Here is a 14,239-nt window from a genome sequence, read left to right as displayed (position 1 = left end):
ACTGAGAGCGCGCAACCTGCGTCCGATTTAACGCAGCGCGCTCCAGGAAAACGACAAAGGGCCGCCCCTTCTGGAGCGGCCCTTTTTCCTGGCCGAACGCCGTGCGGCCGAACCGGACAGCTTTGAAGCGCAGGACATGATTCCCCCGCTTGCGCCCGACGCGCTCTCCCTTATAGCTTGTCGCCATGTCCGAAGACCTGTTCGCCGCCAACACCACCGCCGCGCCGCAATATGATGCCTCCACTATCGAGGTGCTGGAAGGATTGGAGCCGGTGCGCCGCCGCCCCGGCATGTATATCGGCGGCACGGACGAGCGGGCTCTCCACCACCTCGCGTCCGAAGTGCTGGACAACAGCATGGACGAGGCGGTCGCCGGCCACGCCACCCGGATCGAGGTGACTTTGGAAGCGGGCAACAAGCTCACCATCACGGACAATGGCCGTGGCATTCCGGTCGATCCGCACCCGAAATTCCCCGGCAAGTCGGCATTGGAGGTGATCCTCACCACGCTCCATTCGGGCGGCAAGTTCGAGGGCAAGGCCTATGCCACATCGGGCGGCCTGCATGGCGTGGGTATCAGCGTGGTGAACGCGCTGTCGATCGTCACCGTGGTCGAGGTCGCCCGCAACAAGGAACTGTTCCGCCAGAGTTTCGCGCAGGGCCTGCCGACCAGCGGACTGGAGAAGGTCGGCGCCGCGCCCAACCGGCGTGGTACAGCAGTCAGCTTCATCCCCGACCATGAGATTTTCGGGGAGCAGAAGTTCAAGCCCTCCCGCCTTTACCGGCTGGCGCGGTCGAAAGCCTATCTGTTCGCGGGCGTTGAAATTCGCTGGAAATGCGCGCCCGAACTCATCACCGACGACACGCCAGCAGAGGCCGTGTTCCAGTTCCCCGGCGGTCTGGCCGATCATCTCAAGGAACAGGTCGGCGACCGCGAATGCGCGACCAGCGCCTTTTTCTCCGGCAGCCAGGATTTTCCCGATTCCGCGGGCCGGGTCGAATGGGCGGTCGCCTGGCCGCTCTGGTCGGACGGGTCCTACAGCTGGTACTGCAACACCATCCCGACGCCCGATGGCGGCACCCATGAAGCGGGTTTGCGCGCCGCGCTGGTGAAGGGCATCCGCGCCTTTGGCGAACTGGTCGGGCAGAAAAAGGCGAAGGACATCACCGCCGATGACATCGTGACTTCCTCGGAGGTCATGCTGTCGGTCTTCGTCCGCGACCCGCAGTTCCAGAGTCAGACCAAGGACCGGCTCACGAGTCCGGAAGCCGCGCGGCTGGTCGAGAATGCCGTGCGCGACCATTTCGACCATTATCTGTCCGACCATATGGAGCGCGGCAAGGCGCTGCTCGCCTATGTGCTCGACCGGATGGACGAGCGGCTGAAGCGCAAGCAGGAGAAGGAGATCAAGCGCAAGACGGCCACCAGCGCGCGCAAGCTGCGGCTGCCGGGCAAGCTGACCGACTGTTCGAACGACGATCCGGAGGGCGCGGAAATCTTCCTGGTCGAGGGCGACTCGGCGGGCGGTTCGGCCAAGCAGGCGCGCGACCGCAAAACGCAGGCGATCCTGCCCCTGCGCGGCAAGATATTGAACGTGGCCTCTGCCAACACCGCGAAGATCCTCGCCAATCAGGAGATTGCCGACATGATCCTGGCGCTGGGCTGTGGCACGCGCAAGGACTGCAATCCCGACAACCTCCGCTACGAACGCATCGTCATCATGACCGACGCGGACGTGGACGGCGCGCATATCGCGACGCTGCTGATGACCTTCTTCTTTCAGGAGATGTCGGAACTGGTGCGGCGCGGGCATCTCTATCTGGCGCAACCGCCGCTCTATCGGCTGGTCGCGGGGGGCAAGAGCCTCTATGCCAAGGACGATGCGCATCGCGAACAGATTTTGCGCAAGGAGTTCAAGGGCAAGAAGGTCGAGGTCAGCCGCTTCAAGGGGCTGGGCGAGATGAACCCGGGCCAGTTGCGCGAAACGACCATGGACCCGAAAACGCGCAGCCTGATCCGCGTGACCCTGCCCGATGATGTCGAGGACCGGCAGCAGGTGCGCGAACTGGTCGACCGGCTGATGGGTACCAATCCGGCGCATCGCTTTGCCTTCATTCAGGAAAATGCCGCGACCGTCGATGAGGAAAGCATCGACGCCTGACCCCTTCCCCAATTCATGCCTAGCGCCGCGTTAACCAGCGCGGCGCACCGGATGTTCAATCTTTGGCGCGATATGGGCAAGCATGTCAGGCTTAGCCCCGCTCCTTCGTCTTGCCGCCTATCGCGCCGCACCCGCCCTGCTGGCCATGGCTGGCGGCGGCCATGCCGTGGCGCAGACGGCCTATGCGCCCGTCGACCGCATTTCCGCCAATCTGCTGGCCGGCGGCATGAGCCGTCTGGCGGCGATCAGCGCGCAGCAGGGCGGAACCATGCAGCCCAACTGGATGATGCAGCCCGCCACACCGGATGCCATCGTCAACGACCGGCGGTTCGGCGACGTCTTCGGCAAGCTCCCAGGCTGGCAGTTGCAGGGTGTCCAACTCTCCATAACCAGCTATCGCCAGCCGGAACTGGTGCCGGGCTTCATGCGCGGTTTCCTCGCCGACTCCACGGCGACGACGTTCCCGCAGGCAAGCGGCCCGCAGGCAAGCGGCCCGCAGGCAAGCGGCCCGCAGGCGAGCGGCTTCGTCATGCCCGCTCGCCCGCTTCCCGTGATCGCGGGCCAGCCCTTGCCGCGCACCGGTCAGCCCGATGTGTTCGGCTCGGTCGCCATGCTGATTTCCCACAGCCTGCTGGATCGCAAATGGGCTTCCGTCTCGGCCGCCCTGCCCGGCAAGGGTGTCTGGAGCGCTATCGTCACCGCCGCTCGCAGCGGATCGGGGCAACAGCAGGTGGAGCTGATCAACAGTTGGGTCAACCGGCGGCTGCGCTTCGTCGATGACCGGGCGGGCGGCGACGATTGGGCCTCCGCTGCCCGGACGCTGCAAAGCGGCACCGGCGATTGCGAGGATTATGCCGTCGCCAAGATGAAGCTGCTTGAAGCGGCCGGTTTCGACCGGCGCGCCATGTTCCTGGTCATCGCCCGCGATCTGGTCCGGCAGGCCGATCATGCCGTGCTGGCGGTGCGGATCGGCGGAGAGCTGATGATCCTCGACAATATGACCGACCGGGTGCTGCCTTCGTCGAGCGTCAGCGACTATCGGCCGATCATGAGCTTCAATGCCTTTGGCCGCTGGACCCATGGCTATCGGGTAACGACGCCGCAGCCGGTACAGTTCGCGGCGCGTTGACGCTTATCGTTCCCGAAGCGCCTCCGACCGCGCCTTCATGATCGGCTTCAACAGATAGGCCAGCACGGACTTGCGCCCGGTCAGAATCTCCACGTCGCACACCATGCCCGGCGTGATCGGCAGCCTGTGGGCGCCCGATCCAAGCCAGGCGCGATCGGTCTCCACGACCACGGTGAAATAAGCCTCCCGCGTCGCTTCGTCATAGACGCTGTCGGCCGACACCTGCTGCACCGTTCCGGTCAGGCCGCCATAGATGGAGAAGTCGTAAGCCGTCACCTTCACTACTGCCCGGTCGCCAGTCTTGATGAAGGCGATGTCGTTGGGCTTTACCCGCGCTTCGACCAACAGTTTCTCGCCGACGGGCACGACCTGCATGATCTTCTGCCCGGGGCTGACATAGCCGCCGATAGTCGTCACCTGCACATCGTTCACCACGCCATCGACGGGCGAACGGATTTCCGCTCGCTGCGCCCGCCCTTTTGCGCCCCGAAGAGACTCGCTGTTCACGGCGATCTTGGCTTCCAACTGGCTGCGTTCGTTGAGCGCATCCTGCCGGAACTGGTAATTCGCCTCCGAAAGCTGCGCCTGCGCCTCGCGGATCGCGGCGGAGGCCCGCGAGGCCTGTTGCTGCGCCGCGTTCAACCGTCCCTGCGCATCCACAAGTTCGCGCCGGGCATCGAGCAGTTCGGTCTGCGGAACGATCGACTTGGCGGCCAGCGGTTCCAACATCTCCACCCGCTTGCGCGCCAGGCCGACGCTGCCGCCGAGGCTCTCGATGGTCGCCTGCGCCTCGCCCAGTTCGCGGCGGCGCTGGTCGACCTGCGCGGCCAGCGCGTCCTGCTTGCTGCGCAGCGCTGACTCGCGCACCTGCGCCAGTGCCTGTTCCTGCTGGCATTCGGGCGCGATCCGGCCATCGGCCCCCGCCGCGCAGATCGCGCCCGCGCCGGTGCCTTCCTTCTCCAGCCGGCCAGCCCGCGCCGTCAACGAACGCGTCTCCGCCTGAAGCTGCCCCAGTTCCGACGCCATGATGGCGTCGTCCAGTCGCACCAGCAATTGCCCCTTGCTCACCTTCTGCCCCGACCGGACAAGGATTTCCTCGATAGTGGTCGGCTCCGCGCTCTGGATGACCTGCGCCTTGCTGGACGGGATCACCTTGCCCTGCCCGCGCGTCACCTCATCCACCGGCGCCAGGCTGGCCCACATCAGGAAGACCAGCATGCCGCCGCCGCTGTAGAGGATCACCTGCTTGTTGCCCGGTTGCCCCCGCAGCCAGCCTATCCAGCGCGAAATCATGGTTGCACCCCTTGAATATGGTGGTTGTCGGCCGCCAGAGTCACTGGCGCGGCCTTTTGCTGGCGGGCGAGCATCTCGCTCAACGCGCCGCCGCTTGTCGAAGGATCGGGAAGGGAGAGCTTCCATCCCTTGGTCGGGTCCATGCGCCCGCCGACATCATTGGCCGCCCGCCGTTCCGGCAGGGCCGCGACGGGCGGATAGTCGATGATCGGCTGCGGCGCCGCGACGAAGCGCGTCGGGTCGAAGGCGGGAATATGCTCACCGCCCGCATAGCGTCCGGTAAAGGCGCCCGGCAGGCCCCATCCTCCCGGCCAGCGGTAGAAGATATGCGCGCCGATCTGGGCCAGCTTCGCCAGATGCGGCGCCCAGCGCGGAAAGACATAATCGGCGTGATAATGGGTCGCGGTGCCAACATCCTTTTCGACCCGGCCATTCAAGGCATCGGCGGCGATCCGCTTCGCCCGACTCCAGAGGTCGGGCAGCGGGTGCCGTGCAAGGGACCCGTCGCAGACGAAGCTGAACTGGCAGACCGACGCATCGAAGCGCTGATAGACGACACCGCAGACCGTCTTGGCGAAGGCCGGATGGCGCACCCGGTTCAACACCACCTGCGCGACGGCGCGCTGGCCGCTTTCGGGTTCGCGGGCGGCTTCATAATAGATGGCCTGCGTCAGGCACTGGAGCGCGCGTTCATGATCTTCCTCCGCCATCGCCAGGGCGCGAAAAGGCTTGGCCGCACTGATCGCGCCGCCAGCAAAGCCGAGGCGTTGATTTTCTTCCCGCGCCCTGTCCCCTTCAATGCTATCGCCCTCCACGGCAGGATCGGCCTGCTCCGTCAGGGCAACCAGTGCCAGATATTGGCGCGGGATCGCCGGCGCGGATTCCACGATCTTCGCGTGCATGGCGGGGCGCGGCGGCGCATGATGCCAAAATGCTGCCGTCGCCGCCGCCAGCGCCACCGGCGCGGCGATACCGACGCTGCGAACCAGCGCGCTCATTGCCCGGCTCCGCGCTGGAGCTGGCCGATGATCTCATCCCGCGGGCCGTCGGCCAGCACCACGCCCTGATCGATCACGATCAGCCGGTCGACGATCCGCAGCAACGCATGGCGGTGGGTCGACACGATCAGCGTCTGGTCCGGCTCCAGCGCCTTTTCCAGATGGTCGATGAACAGATTTTCGGTCTGATTGTCCATTGCGCCGGTCGGCTCGTCGAGGAAGAGCAGCTTTGCCGGTTCCACCAGCGCGCGCGCCAGCACCAGAAAACTCCTCTGGCCACCCGACAGACGATTGCCGCGCTCACCGATGTGCAGATCGAACCCCGCCGCATCGTGTCCGAAGAAACGGAATGCGCCCGAGCGTTCGAGCGCCTCCAGCAGCTTTTCGTCATCGGCTTCGCGCGCGCCGAGCAGCAGGTTTTCGCGCACCGATCCGCTGAACAGTTCGGCATCCTGCCCGACATAGCGGAAGGCGGAGCGCAGTTCGTGCGGATGATATTGGCGGCTATCGACATCGTCGATGGTCATCGCGCCACCCGCCGGAGGATAGAGGCCGCAGATCACCCGGCCCAGCGTCGACTTGCCCGAAGCGACGCGCCCAATCAGGCCGATGCGATCGCCCGGCTCGATGCGCAGGTCGATTCCGCGCAGGCTCGGCTGGCTGGCGCCGGGATAGGCGAATTCCAGCCCCTGCATGACGATGGCGCCCTGGCGGATCTTGGGTATGATGCCCCGCGCGCCGTCGAGCCGCTCGTCGGGCTGGTCGATCAGCGTCTGGAGGCTGTCCAGCGTTGTCATTGCCTGCCGCGCCCGTACGATCACGAAGGCCAGCTGTCCCACAGGCGCCAGCGACCGCCCCGCCAGCATGACGATGGCAATGATCGCGCCCATGGAAATCTCCCCCGCCGCGAACATATAGAAACCGCCGATGACCAGAGCGATGCTCGTCACCTGCTGGCACAGGGCGGCCAGCGTGACGCTCTTCGAAGAGAGCCGCCGCAGCTTTTCCTGCGTCGCCGCGCTCATCCGGGCATAGCGGCGCCAGCGATCCAGCATCCGCCCCTCGGCGCGGCACGCCTTCAGCGTCTCGATGCCGCCAATGGCTTCGACCAGTGCGGAGCTTTGCAGGCTGGAGTCCGCCTGCGCATCGCGTGACAGGCGGGCCATCGACCGTTGCAGGAAAAATCCCGCGCTCGCCATGATCCCCATCATGACCACCGGTACGATGGCCAGCCAGCCCCCCAGAAGCGCGATGATCGCGACGAAGAAGAAGAGGAACGCTATGTCCACCACCAGGACCACTGTGGTCGAGGTGAAGAATTCGCGCACGGATTCGAACTCGGACACCCGCCGCGCAAGAGCGCCGGTGCTGCCCGCGCGGCTGGCGAGTGGCGTGTTCATCACCTTTTCGAACAGCCGTTGCGACAGGCGTTCGTCAATCTCCCGCCCGGCCTCATCCACCAGCCTTGCGCGGGCGATCCGCAGCGCGAAGTCGAGGCTGAAGGCCAGCATCACGCCGACGCCCAGCACCCAAAGGCTGGATGCCGCCTTGTTCGGGATGATGCGGTCATAGACGTTCATCGTGAACAGCGGCAAAGCGAAGGCGAGCAGGTTGATGATCGCCGCCGCCAGCATGACATAACCGAAGGCGCCGCGTGCCCGCCACACCTCACGCCAGAACCAGTGCTGGCGGGCGCGTTCATCCCAAGGGCGTTCCTCGGCGCGTTCGCGGCCATGATCGGCCATGACGACCAGCGCCTCGCCGGTGAAATGGCTGTCGAGATCACTGAGCGGCGCCCAGACCGGTTCGGTCGCATGGGGCAGTTGCACCAGCGCGTCGCCGGCGCGCACATCCAGCAGCAGCAGGAAGCGACCGCCCCGCAGCGGCAGGATGGCGGGCAGATTGCCGGGCCGCCATTTGTCCAGCCGACCCCGGACATGATCGCTCAAAAGACCGATCTGATCGAGCGCGGATTCCGCCTGATGAAAGGGCAAACGCCCGGATTCATCGACGGCAAGGCCCGCGCGGAGGCTTACGATCCCCGGCGACCGGTCGAAATGCCGCGCCGCATGGGCGATGCTCTCAACCAACTCGTCGCTGGGCGTGCCCTGATGGTCCAGCCATTCGGCCAGACTTAATGTGCTTCGTTCCAACATTGTTTACCCGCCCATCCGGACTTGCGCCCGGATAGCCCCAAAGATGGATCAGCTTCTTTCACCGCATTTCGCGAGCCTTCGGCTGTTCCCAGCCGGCTTCGAAATGCTCAACCCGGATAGCGCCGCCGCTGCAATTCAGCGGGCGGCAGGTCCGGGACATCATATTTCTTGCGCGCCTCTGCCTTGGCATCCGAAGGCGCCGCAATCCCCAGCGTGTCGAGCAACTGGTTGGTCGCCGCCAGTATCTGATATTGCGCGAAAATCTCCGAGAAGCGGGCCGTTTCCGTCCGCACTTGGGTGTTGAAACGCGTGTTCTGCGAATCCAGCACGTCCAGCAACGAACGCCGCCCGACATTGAACTGCTCGCGATAGGAGACCAGCAGGCTGTCCGATACCATGCCCTGCCGCGACAGGTCGTTGACGCGTTTCTTTTCCGTGTCCCAGCGGTTCCAGGCGGTGCGGACATCTTCCTCCGCCTCGCGCTGGCGCTGACTGAGGCGGAAACGGGCCTCGCTCGTCCGGCGGTTCATTTCCTGGACCTTCGCCCGGTTGATGCCGCCATTATAGAGCTGCCAGCGGACGACCACCCGCCCCTGCAGATCATTGGTGTTGCCCCGGAAGCCGTCAATGTCCTGACCCACGCGGCCGGTGCCTTCCACCGCAACCGTCGGCCCAAGCTCCGACTTCGCCTCATCCACCACCGCATGGGCCGCCTGCACGTCGGCTTCGGCCTCGCGAACCAGCGGATTGTTGGTCCGCGCGGCGGCAATGGCTTCGTCCAGAGTCGGCGGAACGGCATTGGTGACGGGATCGGGCATCGTCACCTGATCGATGGACAGGCCGGTCAGGGTGCGGAACTGGATGGCCGCATTGGTCATGTCCTGCTCCGCCTCGCTCTTGCGAACGAGGGCCGCCTGCATCCGTTCCTCGGCCTGCTGCTGGTCGGCGATGCTGATCGACCCCTTCGATACGCCTTCGCTGAGGTCGCCCAGCAGCTTGCGGTGGAAGGCGATATTATCCTCCGACGCTGCGACGACGCGCTGCTGGAGCATATAGTCCAGATATTGGCGCGTGACGTTCAGCGCCACGAATTGCGAGCGTTCGCCGACACGCAGCGCGGCGCCGTCGGTCCGCGCCGCCTGCCGCCGCTTTTCCGCGCTGCGATAGCCGGAATCCCAGACGGTTTGCTCGGCCGTCACGCTGGCTTCGAGCGGCCAGAGCGTCTCATTATCCAGGTTCAGGGCGCGACGCGTGGCATTATCCAGACGGCGGACGCCGGCAGACCCCTCGACACTGACGCGCGGCAGATAGAGGCCCTGCGCCTGCTCGCGTTCGAACTCTATGGCTTCCTTGTTCTGGATCGCCTGGTTGATTTCCGGGTGGCTGTCGATGGCCGCCGCAATGGCGCTCTTCAGATCCGTGGTCTGGGCCCAGCCCGTCGAAACCATGGCAGCCGCGCAAATGGCGATCAGGCTGCCGCAGGTCTTGCGCATGATGGTCATGCCTTCCTCCCCTTAATTCGCGCTGGCGGTGATCTCGACCCGACGGTTCATCGGTTCGCGCACACCATCGGCGGTTTCGATCTTGAGCTGGGTTTCGCCCAGGCCGGTGACGGTCATCGCACCCATCGCGACCCCGCCCTGGCTCATCAGGCCAGCCACATTCTGCGCCCTGCGCAGCGACAGCCCGTCATTATACCGGGTGCCGCCCGACGTGTCGGTGTAGCCGGTGACGCCGAAGCGCTTCCAGCCGCACTGGGCCGCCGTCTGCGTTAGCGCGTTGACGGTGTTCACGCCCTCGGGCAGCGGCGTATCCATGTTCCAGTCGAAGAAGATGGACACCGCCGGTGCCGTACAGTCCAGCGCGGGTGGGGCTGAAGCTGCCGACACCGGCGGCGGTGGCGGCGCCGAGAGGCGGGCCACAAAGTCGTCGCACTTGTTGATGCTGTCCGCATCCTTCGTGCCGGATTTGATGAAACCGATGGCGATGCCGCACTGGTTCTTCGCCTCGACCGCATAGGTCCAGCGGCTGTCCTGCGCGGCGCGCACGCTCGTGTCGCCCGCGGCCTTGACCGCCGTGTCATAACGGCTTCTGAGCGCATCGTTCAATTCGGACTTGCCCAGTTGCAGCAAGGGCGAAGCTGGCGCCGCCCAGGCCGCACTCGTCAGCATGGCGGTCGCCAACCCGGCAGCCGCCGCCTTCCCCAACGCATTTCGCATCATCACTCTCCCCAATATTCCCCGCGAGGTAGGTTCGTTTCCGGCTCAGCCATGAGCGACCGCCATGGCTTCGTGCGCGGCCATCGCCGCGTGGAAGATGGCTGCGGCCGCGGCCAGATGGCCGCTGTCGACCGCTTCTGTGGCGACCGGGTTCAACAAGACTGGAGCCACCGGATGCGCACCGCCCGGCAAGGCCGCCAGCAGCGCATCGATATTCGGCGCGTCATGGGTACCCAGCGCTTCCTTCACGACCTCCGCCGCCGCATTCGCGCCTGCCGGTCCGGCCGGGCCATGGACCGCAGCGGCCAGGACCGCCGCCGCATTGCCGTCAAAGGCAGGCAGGTTGATCGACTGCGCCAGCAGGCCCTGATGATCGCCCGGCGAAGGATGATCCGTCTGCGCCGCATCCGCCGCCTGAGTGTGCGCCGCGCCGCCACCCGACAGTCGGGCATGATCCGGTGCCGCTTCCTCGCTGGCATGGCTTGTCTGTGGAGCGGGCTGTTCAGCCTGACGCGCCGATTGATCGTCGGCCGGCGCGAGCGCGCTGTCCTTGCTCTCGGCCGCCGTCGGCTCCGCCGTGGCGCTGCTGGCCGGAGCGGTTTCCGTCACGACCGGCGCGGTTTGCTGGGTGGTCGACGCAGGCTGCGTTTCCTGCACCGTCTCGGCCGCGCCAACCGCCGCGACCAGACTGGCCGCGACCAGCGCCTGGTTGAGACCGGCGGACGTATTTTCCGCGGTCTTGCTTGCCTCGCTGCTGCTGCCGGTAGCGAAGATCACGTCCCCGACCGTGCCTTTGGTGCCGTCCGTGCGGGTGAAGCTCGCCTCGCCCAGAACCGTGACTTCGCCATTTGCGGCCTGATAGCCTTTGCCGTCGGCAGTCAGATCGATCGATGCGATGCCAAGATCGGTGAGCGACTTGAATTCGCCCGGATCGACCACGCCATTGCCGTTCGCATCCTGCCAGACGCCGAATTCATGGAAGGCGGCGTCGCCCGCATCCAGCTTGCCATCGCCATTGCTGTCATAGGCAAGGCGAAGCCCCTCAAGGTCGCTCGTCGCGCCCTTGGCATCGTCGGTGAACATGATGTCGAGCCCGTTGCCGGTGGCGTGGGCCAGCAGCCCATCATCCGACGACACCCATGCCGTCGCCACCGCGCCGCTGCCATAATCATGGCTGACTCCGGCGGCCAGACCTACGAAATGCAGGCCGTCGCCATTCAGGTCGATCGCCACTGGCGGCGTCGGGCTGGTCGCATCGACAAAGACGTTGAGCGGCGATGTGGTGGTGACATCGCCATCCTTGTCCGTCGCCTGCACGGTGAAATGCAGGTCGACATCGGCCGGCAGGATCGTCTTGTTGAGGACCAGCGTGGTGAAGCGCACGCCCTGCCCACTGCCGCCCACGCCCTCGACGGAAACGCGGTTGAACTCCGACATCACGGGATCGATGGTGGTCGACGATCCTGTGACGGCAAGATTGGTGTAGACCACCTCCGACTGGCCGGTCACGTCATTATAGACCGTGACCTTGATGTTCAGCGATCCGTTGATGCTGTCATTCTTGAGGACGATGGAACTCACCATCTCCGGATTGACATTGGCGGCCTGATTGCCGGCCTGCCCGGGGTTGTGGAACTCCATCGTGAAGCTCTCGCCATTGGCGACAAACTGATTGGCAATGCCGAAGCCTTGGGTGGAGGAGTTCACGCCGCTGCCGCTGCCGGTGAATTCGACCCGCCCATCCGGCGTTTCGAGGAATGGCGTCGGCCCGCCGGAAGAAAGGCCCAGCAGCGAGATCGTCTCGCTCGATGCCGCCTGGGGCGTGACCAGCGTGAAAACCGAAGTGCCGTCCGCATTCACCTGAAGCGTGAAGACGGTGACCGGCGGATTGCCCCCCGGTCCATCGGGATCGCTGGTCGCCGTCAGCAGCGCGCCCGTGGCGTTTTGCGTGGTGCTGTAGGTGATGCCGGCCAGCGTCGGGGCGGTGATGGTGAAATTGCCATGCCCATCGGCGCCGGGATTATAACTGAAGGTGCCGTTGCCGACGACATTGGCGCCGTTGACCACCGTGATGTTGCTGAAGGCGCCGAGCGTACCGGCATCGTCCAGGAAGCTGATGGTCTGGCCGAAGTTGATCTGCTGGCTCACCGCATCGCCATCGCCGTCCACCGCCGTCGCGGTCAGGGTGATAAGGGCGCCCACATCCAGCCCGATGGCCTGATTGGGGCCGGTATCGGGCGTGTGCAGCACGGCGCGCTGCTGATCCAGCGTCACCGCGCCAAGCGCATCGACCGTGAGCTGGAACACGACCGGCCCGCCGGCTGCATTGGCTGAGCTGGTGCCTTCGCGGCCGACGACCTTGCCGGATTCCAGGAAGAGGAAAACGGTGTTGCCCGTGGCGGTGTCGCGGATGTTGGTGGCGGCGCCCTGTCCACTGACGCCCAGCGAATAGCTGAGCGATCCCTTGCCATCGGCACCGTACAGCACCGCAAAGTTACCCGCATAGCTGACGGTAGTGTCCGCCGCCAGGTTGGTTTCATCGACCACCAGCGAAGCTGCGGTCGGCAGGCTGGCCGTCACCATCGGACTGTCGTCGTTGATGGTGACGGTGATCGTCCCGCTGGCGCTTTCATTTTCCGCGTCGGTGACGGTCACCGCGACGGAGAGGATTTTATTGTCCTCGCTCGCCGGATCGCTGTGCTTGATCGGCGACAGCAGTTCGAAGCGATAGGCGCCGCTCGCCACGTCGGTGATCTGGAGGGTGAAGACATTCGTCCCCGTCACCGCATCCTGACCGGTCAGCGTATGGCTCACCGAATCCCACACCGTCTTGATCACATGGTCCGACAGCGTCCGCAGGCCCGTGTCGGCCACCGCGCCCAGCGCGATGTTGCCCGGACCGTCGACGCCGAAGTTCAGCCCGGCCAGCGTGCCGGTCTTCACCGTATCCGCGCCGTCGACGTCGCCCGTCACTGGCTGGGTCATGCCATTGGCAAGGCCGTCCTCATCCACGATGAAACTTGCCGCCGCCGCGCCGATCGACGGCCCCGTATCGGTCAGCAGGACCGAGAAGGTCGCGGACGAGGTGTCGCCGTCCCCATCCTTGATGGTGTAGGTGAACGTCTCGCCCACCGACGCATAGGGCGCGGTGATATTATGGTGCGACGTATAGACAAGGTTGCCGCCGACGATGGCGATGGTGCCGCCCAGACTGCCGGTGCCGATCGCGATTGGCGGCGTACCGGCGCCGTCCGCGCCGAATCTGTCATTGCCGAGCAGGCCCGCCACCGTGCCGATGACGATGCCCGCGGCATTGTCGTCGACCGTCGCGATCTGACCATCGTCGACAGCGTGAGGAACGTCGTCGGAGACAGACAGGTTCACGGTCGCCGTGGCGCTGTCGCCATCCTGATCGGATGCGACGACACCGACGCTGCCCAGATTGACGCTGTCGTCCACATTGATGCCCGGATGGCTGTCATAATTGTGGAGTTGCGTCGCGACGACCTGAACATTGCCGCTAAGGCCCGCGCCGATGGAGGCAGGCGCCGACAATGTCAGCGCAACGATCTTCGTGCCGGTGCCGACCGGGCCGTCCCACCCCTCGATCAGCGTGGCGCTGACCCGGTTCCAGGTCAGGCCGCCGGTGAGAGCGGAAAGGTCCGTCGCAAAGGCAAAGCCGGTCAGCGCATCCGACCCGGCGGTGAAGCCGACATTGCCCGACACGAAATCGGGATTGCCCTGCGTCGTGCCGCCCGCCAGATTCTGATCGTCCATCTGGAGGCTGAGCGGCGCGCCCGCCGTCGGGCCGGTGCCGTCCGTGATCGCGACCGTCTGGCTATGTTGCGCCACGTCGCCATCGGCGTCCGTCACCTTGATGTCGAAGCTGATCGACGGATTGAGGCTGTTGTTGAGATTGTTGTTCGCGACGAAGGTCCAGCTATTGTCGGCCTTCACCGTCAAAATGCCCAGTCCCGTATCGATTGCGGCACCGACCGCATAGCTGTTGCCGCCGAACAGGACTTCCGTTGAAGCGCCCGGCTGATCCGCGCCGATCACCTCCGACCAGCTGCCGGTCGCCGTCATGCCTTCAACGACGCTGGTTGGGCCGTCGAGCGTCAGTGACGGCACATCGTCGGAAACGGACAGGTTGACGGTCGCCGTGGCGCTGTCGCCATCCTGATCGGATGCGACCACGCCGACATGGCCCAGTTGCGCCAGGTCATCGGCCGTGATGTCGGGATGATGGGCATAATTGTCGAGTTGCGTCGCGGTGACGGTC

General features: G+C 65.4%; 8 protein-coding genes. 2 read left to right on the top strand and 6 right to left on the bottom strand.

Annotated elements, in window-relative coordinates:
- Positions 1 to 185 precede the first annotated feature (185 nt).
- Positions 186 to 2,162: a DNA topoisomerase IV subunit B gene (parE, locus tag F7P65_RS10625; protein ID WP_150291727.1), complete on the top strand. Its 1,977-nt coding sequence runs from the start codon at positions 186 to 188 to the stop codon at positions 2,160 to 2,162.
- An 82-nt stretch (positions 2,163 to 2,244) separates the two neighbouring features.
- Positions 2,245 to 3,291, top strand: a complete 1,047-nt coding sequence (locus tag F7P65_RS10620; RefSeq protein WP_150291726.1) for a transglutaminase-like cysteine peptidase — start codon at positions 2,245 to 2,247, stop codon at positions 3,289 to 3,291.
- Between the two features lie 3 nt (positions 3,292 to 3,294).
- Here F7P65_RS10620 and F7P65_RS10615 read toward each other — a convergent pair whose 3' ends face one another.
- The 6 genes from F7P65_RS10615 to F7P65_RS10590 all read right to left on the bottom strand — a co-directional run.
- Positions 3,295 to 4,584 carry an HlyD family type I secretion periplasmic adaptor subunit gene (locus F7P65_RS10615; RefSeq protein WP_150291725.1) on the bottom strand — a complete coding sequence of 430 codons (1,290 nt, stop codon included), beginning with the start codon at positions 4,582 to 4,584 and terminating at the stop codon, positions 3,295 to 3,297.
- A complete protein-coding gene (locus F7P65_RS10610) occupies positions 4,581 to 5,582 on the bottom strand; it encodes a cell wall hydrolase (protein WP_150291724.1) in 1,002 nt (333 codons plus the stop codon). The genes F7P65_RS10615 and F7P65_RS10610 overlap by 4 nt, the downstream gene beginning before the upstream one ends.
- Positions 5,579 to 7,738, bottom strand: coding sequence for a type I secretion system permease/ATPase (locus F7P65_RS10605; RefSeq protein WP_150291723.1), 2,160 nt, complete (start codon positions 7,736 to 7,738; stop codon positions 5,579 to 5,581). The genes F7P65_RS10610 and F7P65_RS10605 overlap by 4 nt, the downstream gene beginning before the upstream one ends.
- Before the next feature lie 107 nt (positions 7,739 to 7,845).
- Positions 7,846 to 9,240: a TolC family protein gene (locus F7P65_RS10600; RefSeq protein ID WP_150291722.1), complete on the bottom strand. Its 1,395-nt coding sequence runs from the start codon at positions 9,238 to 9,240 to the stop codon at positions 7,846 to 7,848.
- 12 nt (positions 9,241 to 9,252) lie between these two features.
- Positions 9,253 to 9,960, bottom strand: coding sequence for an OmpA family protein (locus F7P65_RS10595; RefSeq protein ID WP_240334264.1), 708 nt, complete (start codon positions 9,958 to 9,960; stop codon positions 9,253 to 9,255).
- A 42-nt stretch (positions 9,961 to 10,002) separates the two neighbouring features.
- Positions 10,003 to 14,239: DUF5801 repeats-in-toxin domain-containing protein (locus tag F7P65_RS10590; RefSeq protein ID WP_240334263.1), on the bottom strand; the 4,237-nt coding region annotated here is incomplete at its 5' end.

Origin of the sequence: Sphingobium estronivorans (assembly GCF_008692605.1) — a bacterium.
GTDB lineage: Bacteria > Pseudomonadota > Alphaproteobacteria > Sphingomonadales > Sphingomonadaceae > Sphingobium > Sphingobium estronivorans.
Note: the sequence above shows the minus strand (reverse complement) of the source record. Positions and strands in the feature narration are given on the sequence as shown.

What these genes read in the sequence shown, in the direction of transcription:
- F7P65_RS10595 (WP_240334264.1), bottom strand. Translation starts at nt 9,960, where the DNA reads ATGATGCGAAATGCGTTGGGGAAGGCGGCGGCTGCCGGGTTGGCGACC.
- F7P65_RS10610 (WP_150291724.1), bottom strand. Translation starts at nt 5,582, where the DNA reads ATGAGCGCGCTGGTTCGCAGCGTCGGTATCGCCGCGCCGGTGGCGCTG.
- F7P65_RS10600 (WP_150291722.1), bottom strand. Translation starts at nt 9,240, where the DNA reads ATGACCATCATGCGCAAGACCTGCGGCAGCCTGATCGCCATTTGCGCG.
- parE (WP_150291727.1), top strand. Translation starts at nt 186, where the DNA reads ATGTCCGAAGACCTGTTCGCCGCCAACACCACCGCCGCGCCGCAATAT.
- F7P65_RS10605 (WP_150291723.1), bottom strand. Translation starts at nt 7,738, where the DNA reads ATGTTGGAACGAAGCACATTAAGTCTGGCCGAATGGCTGGACCATCAG.
- F7P65_RS10620 (WP_150291726.1), top strand. Translation starts at nt 2,245, where the DNA reads ATGTCAGGCTTAGCCCCGCTCCTTCGTCTTGCCGCCTATCGCGCCGCA.
- F7P65_RS10615 (WP_150291725.1), bottom strand. Translation starts at nt 4,584, where the DNA reads ATGATTTCGCGCTGGATAGGCTGGCTGCGGGGGCAACCGGGCAACAAG.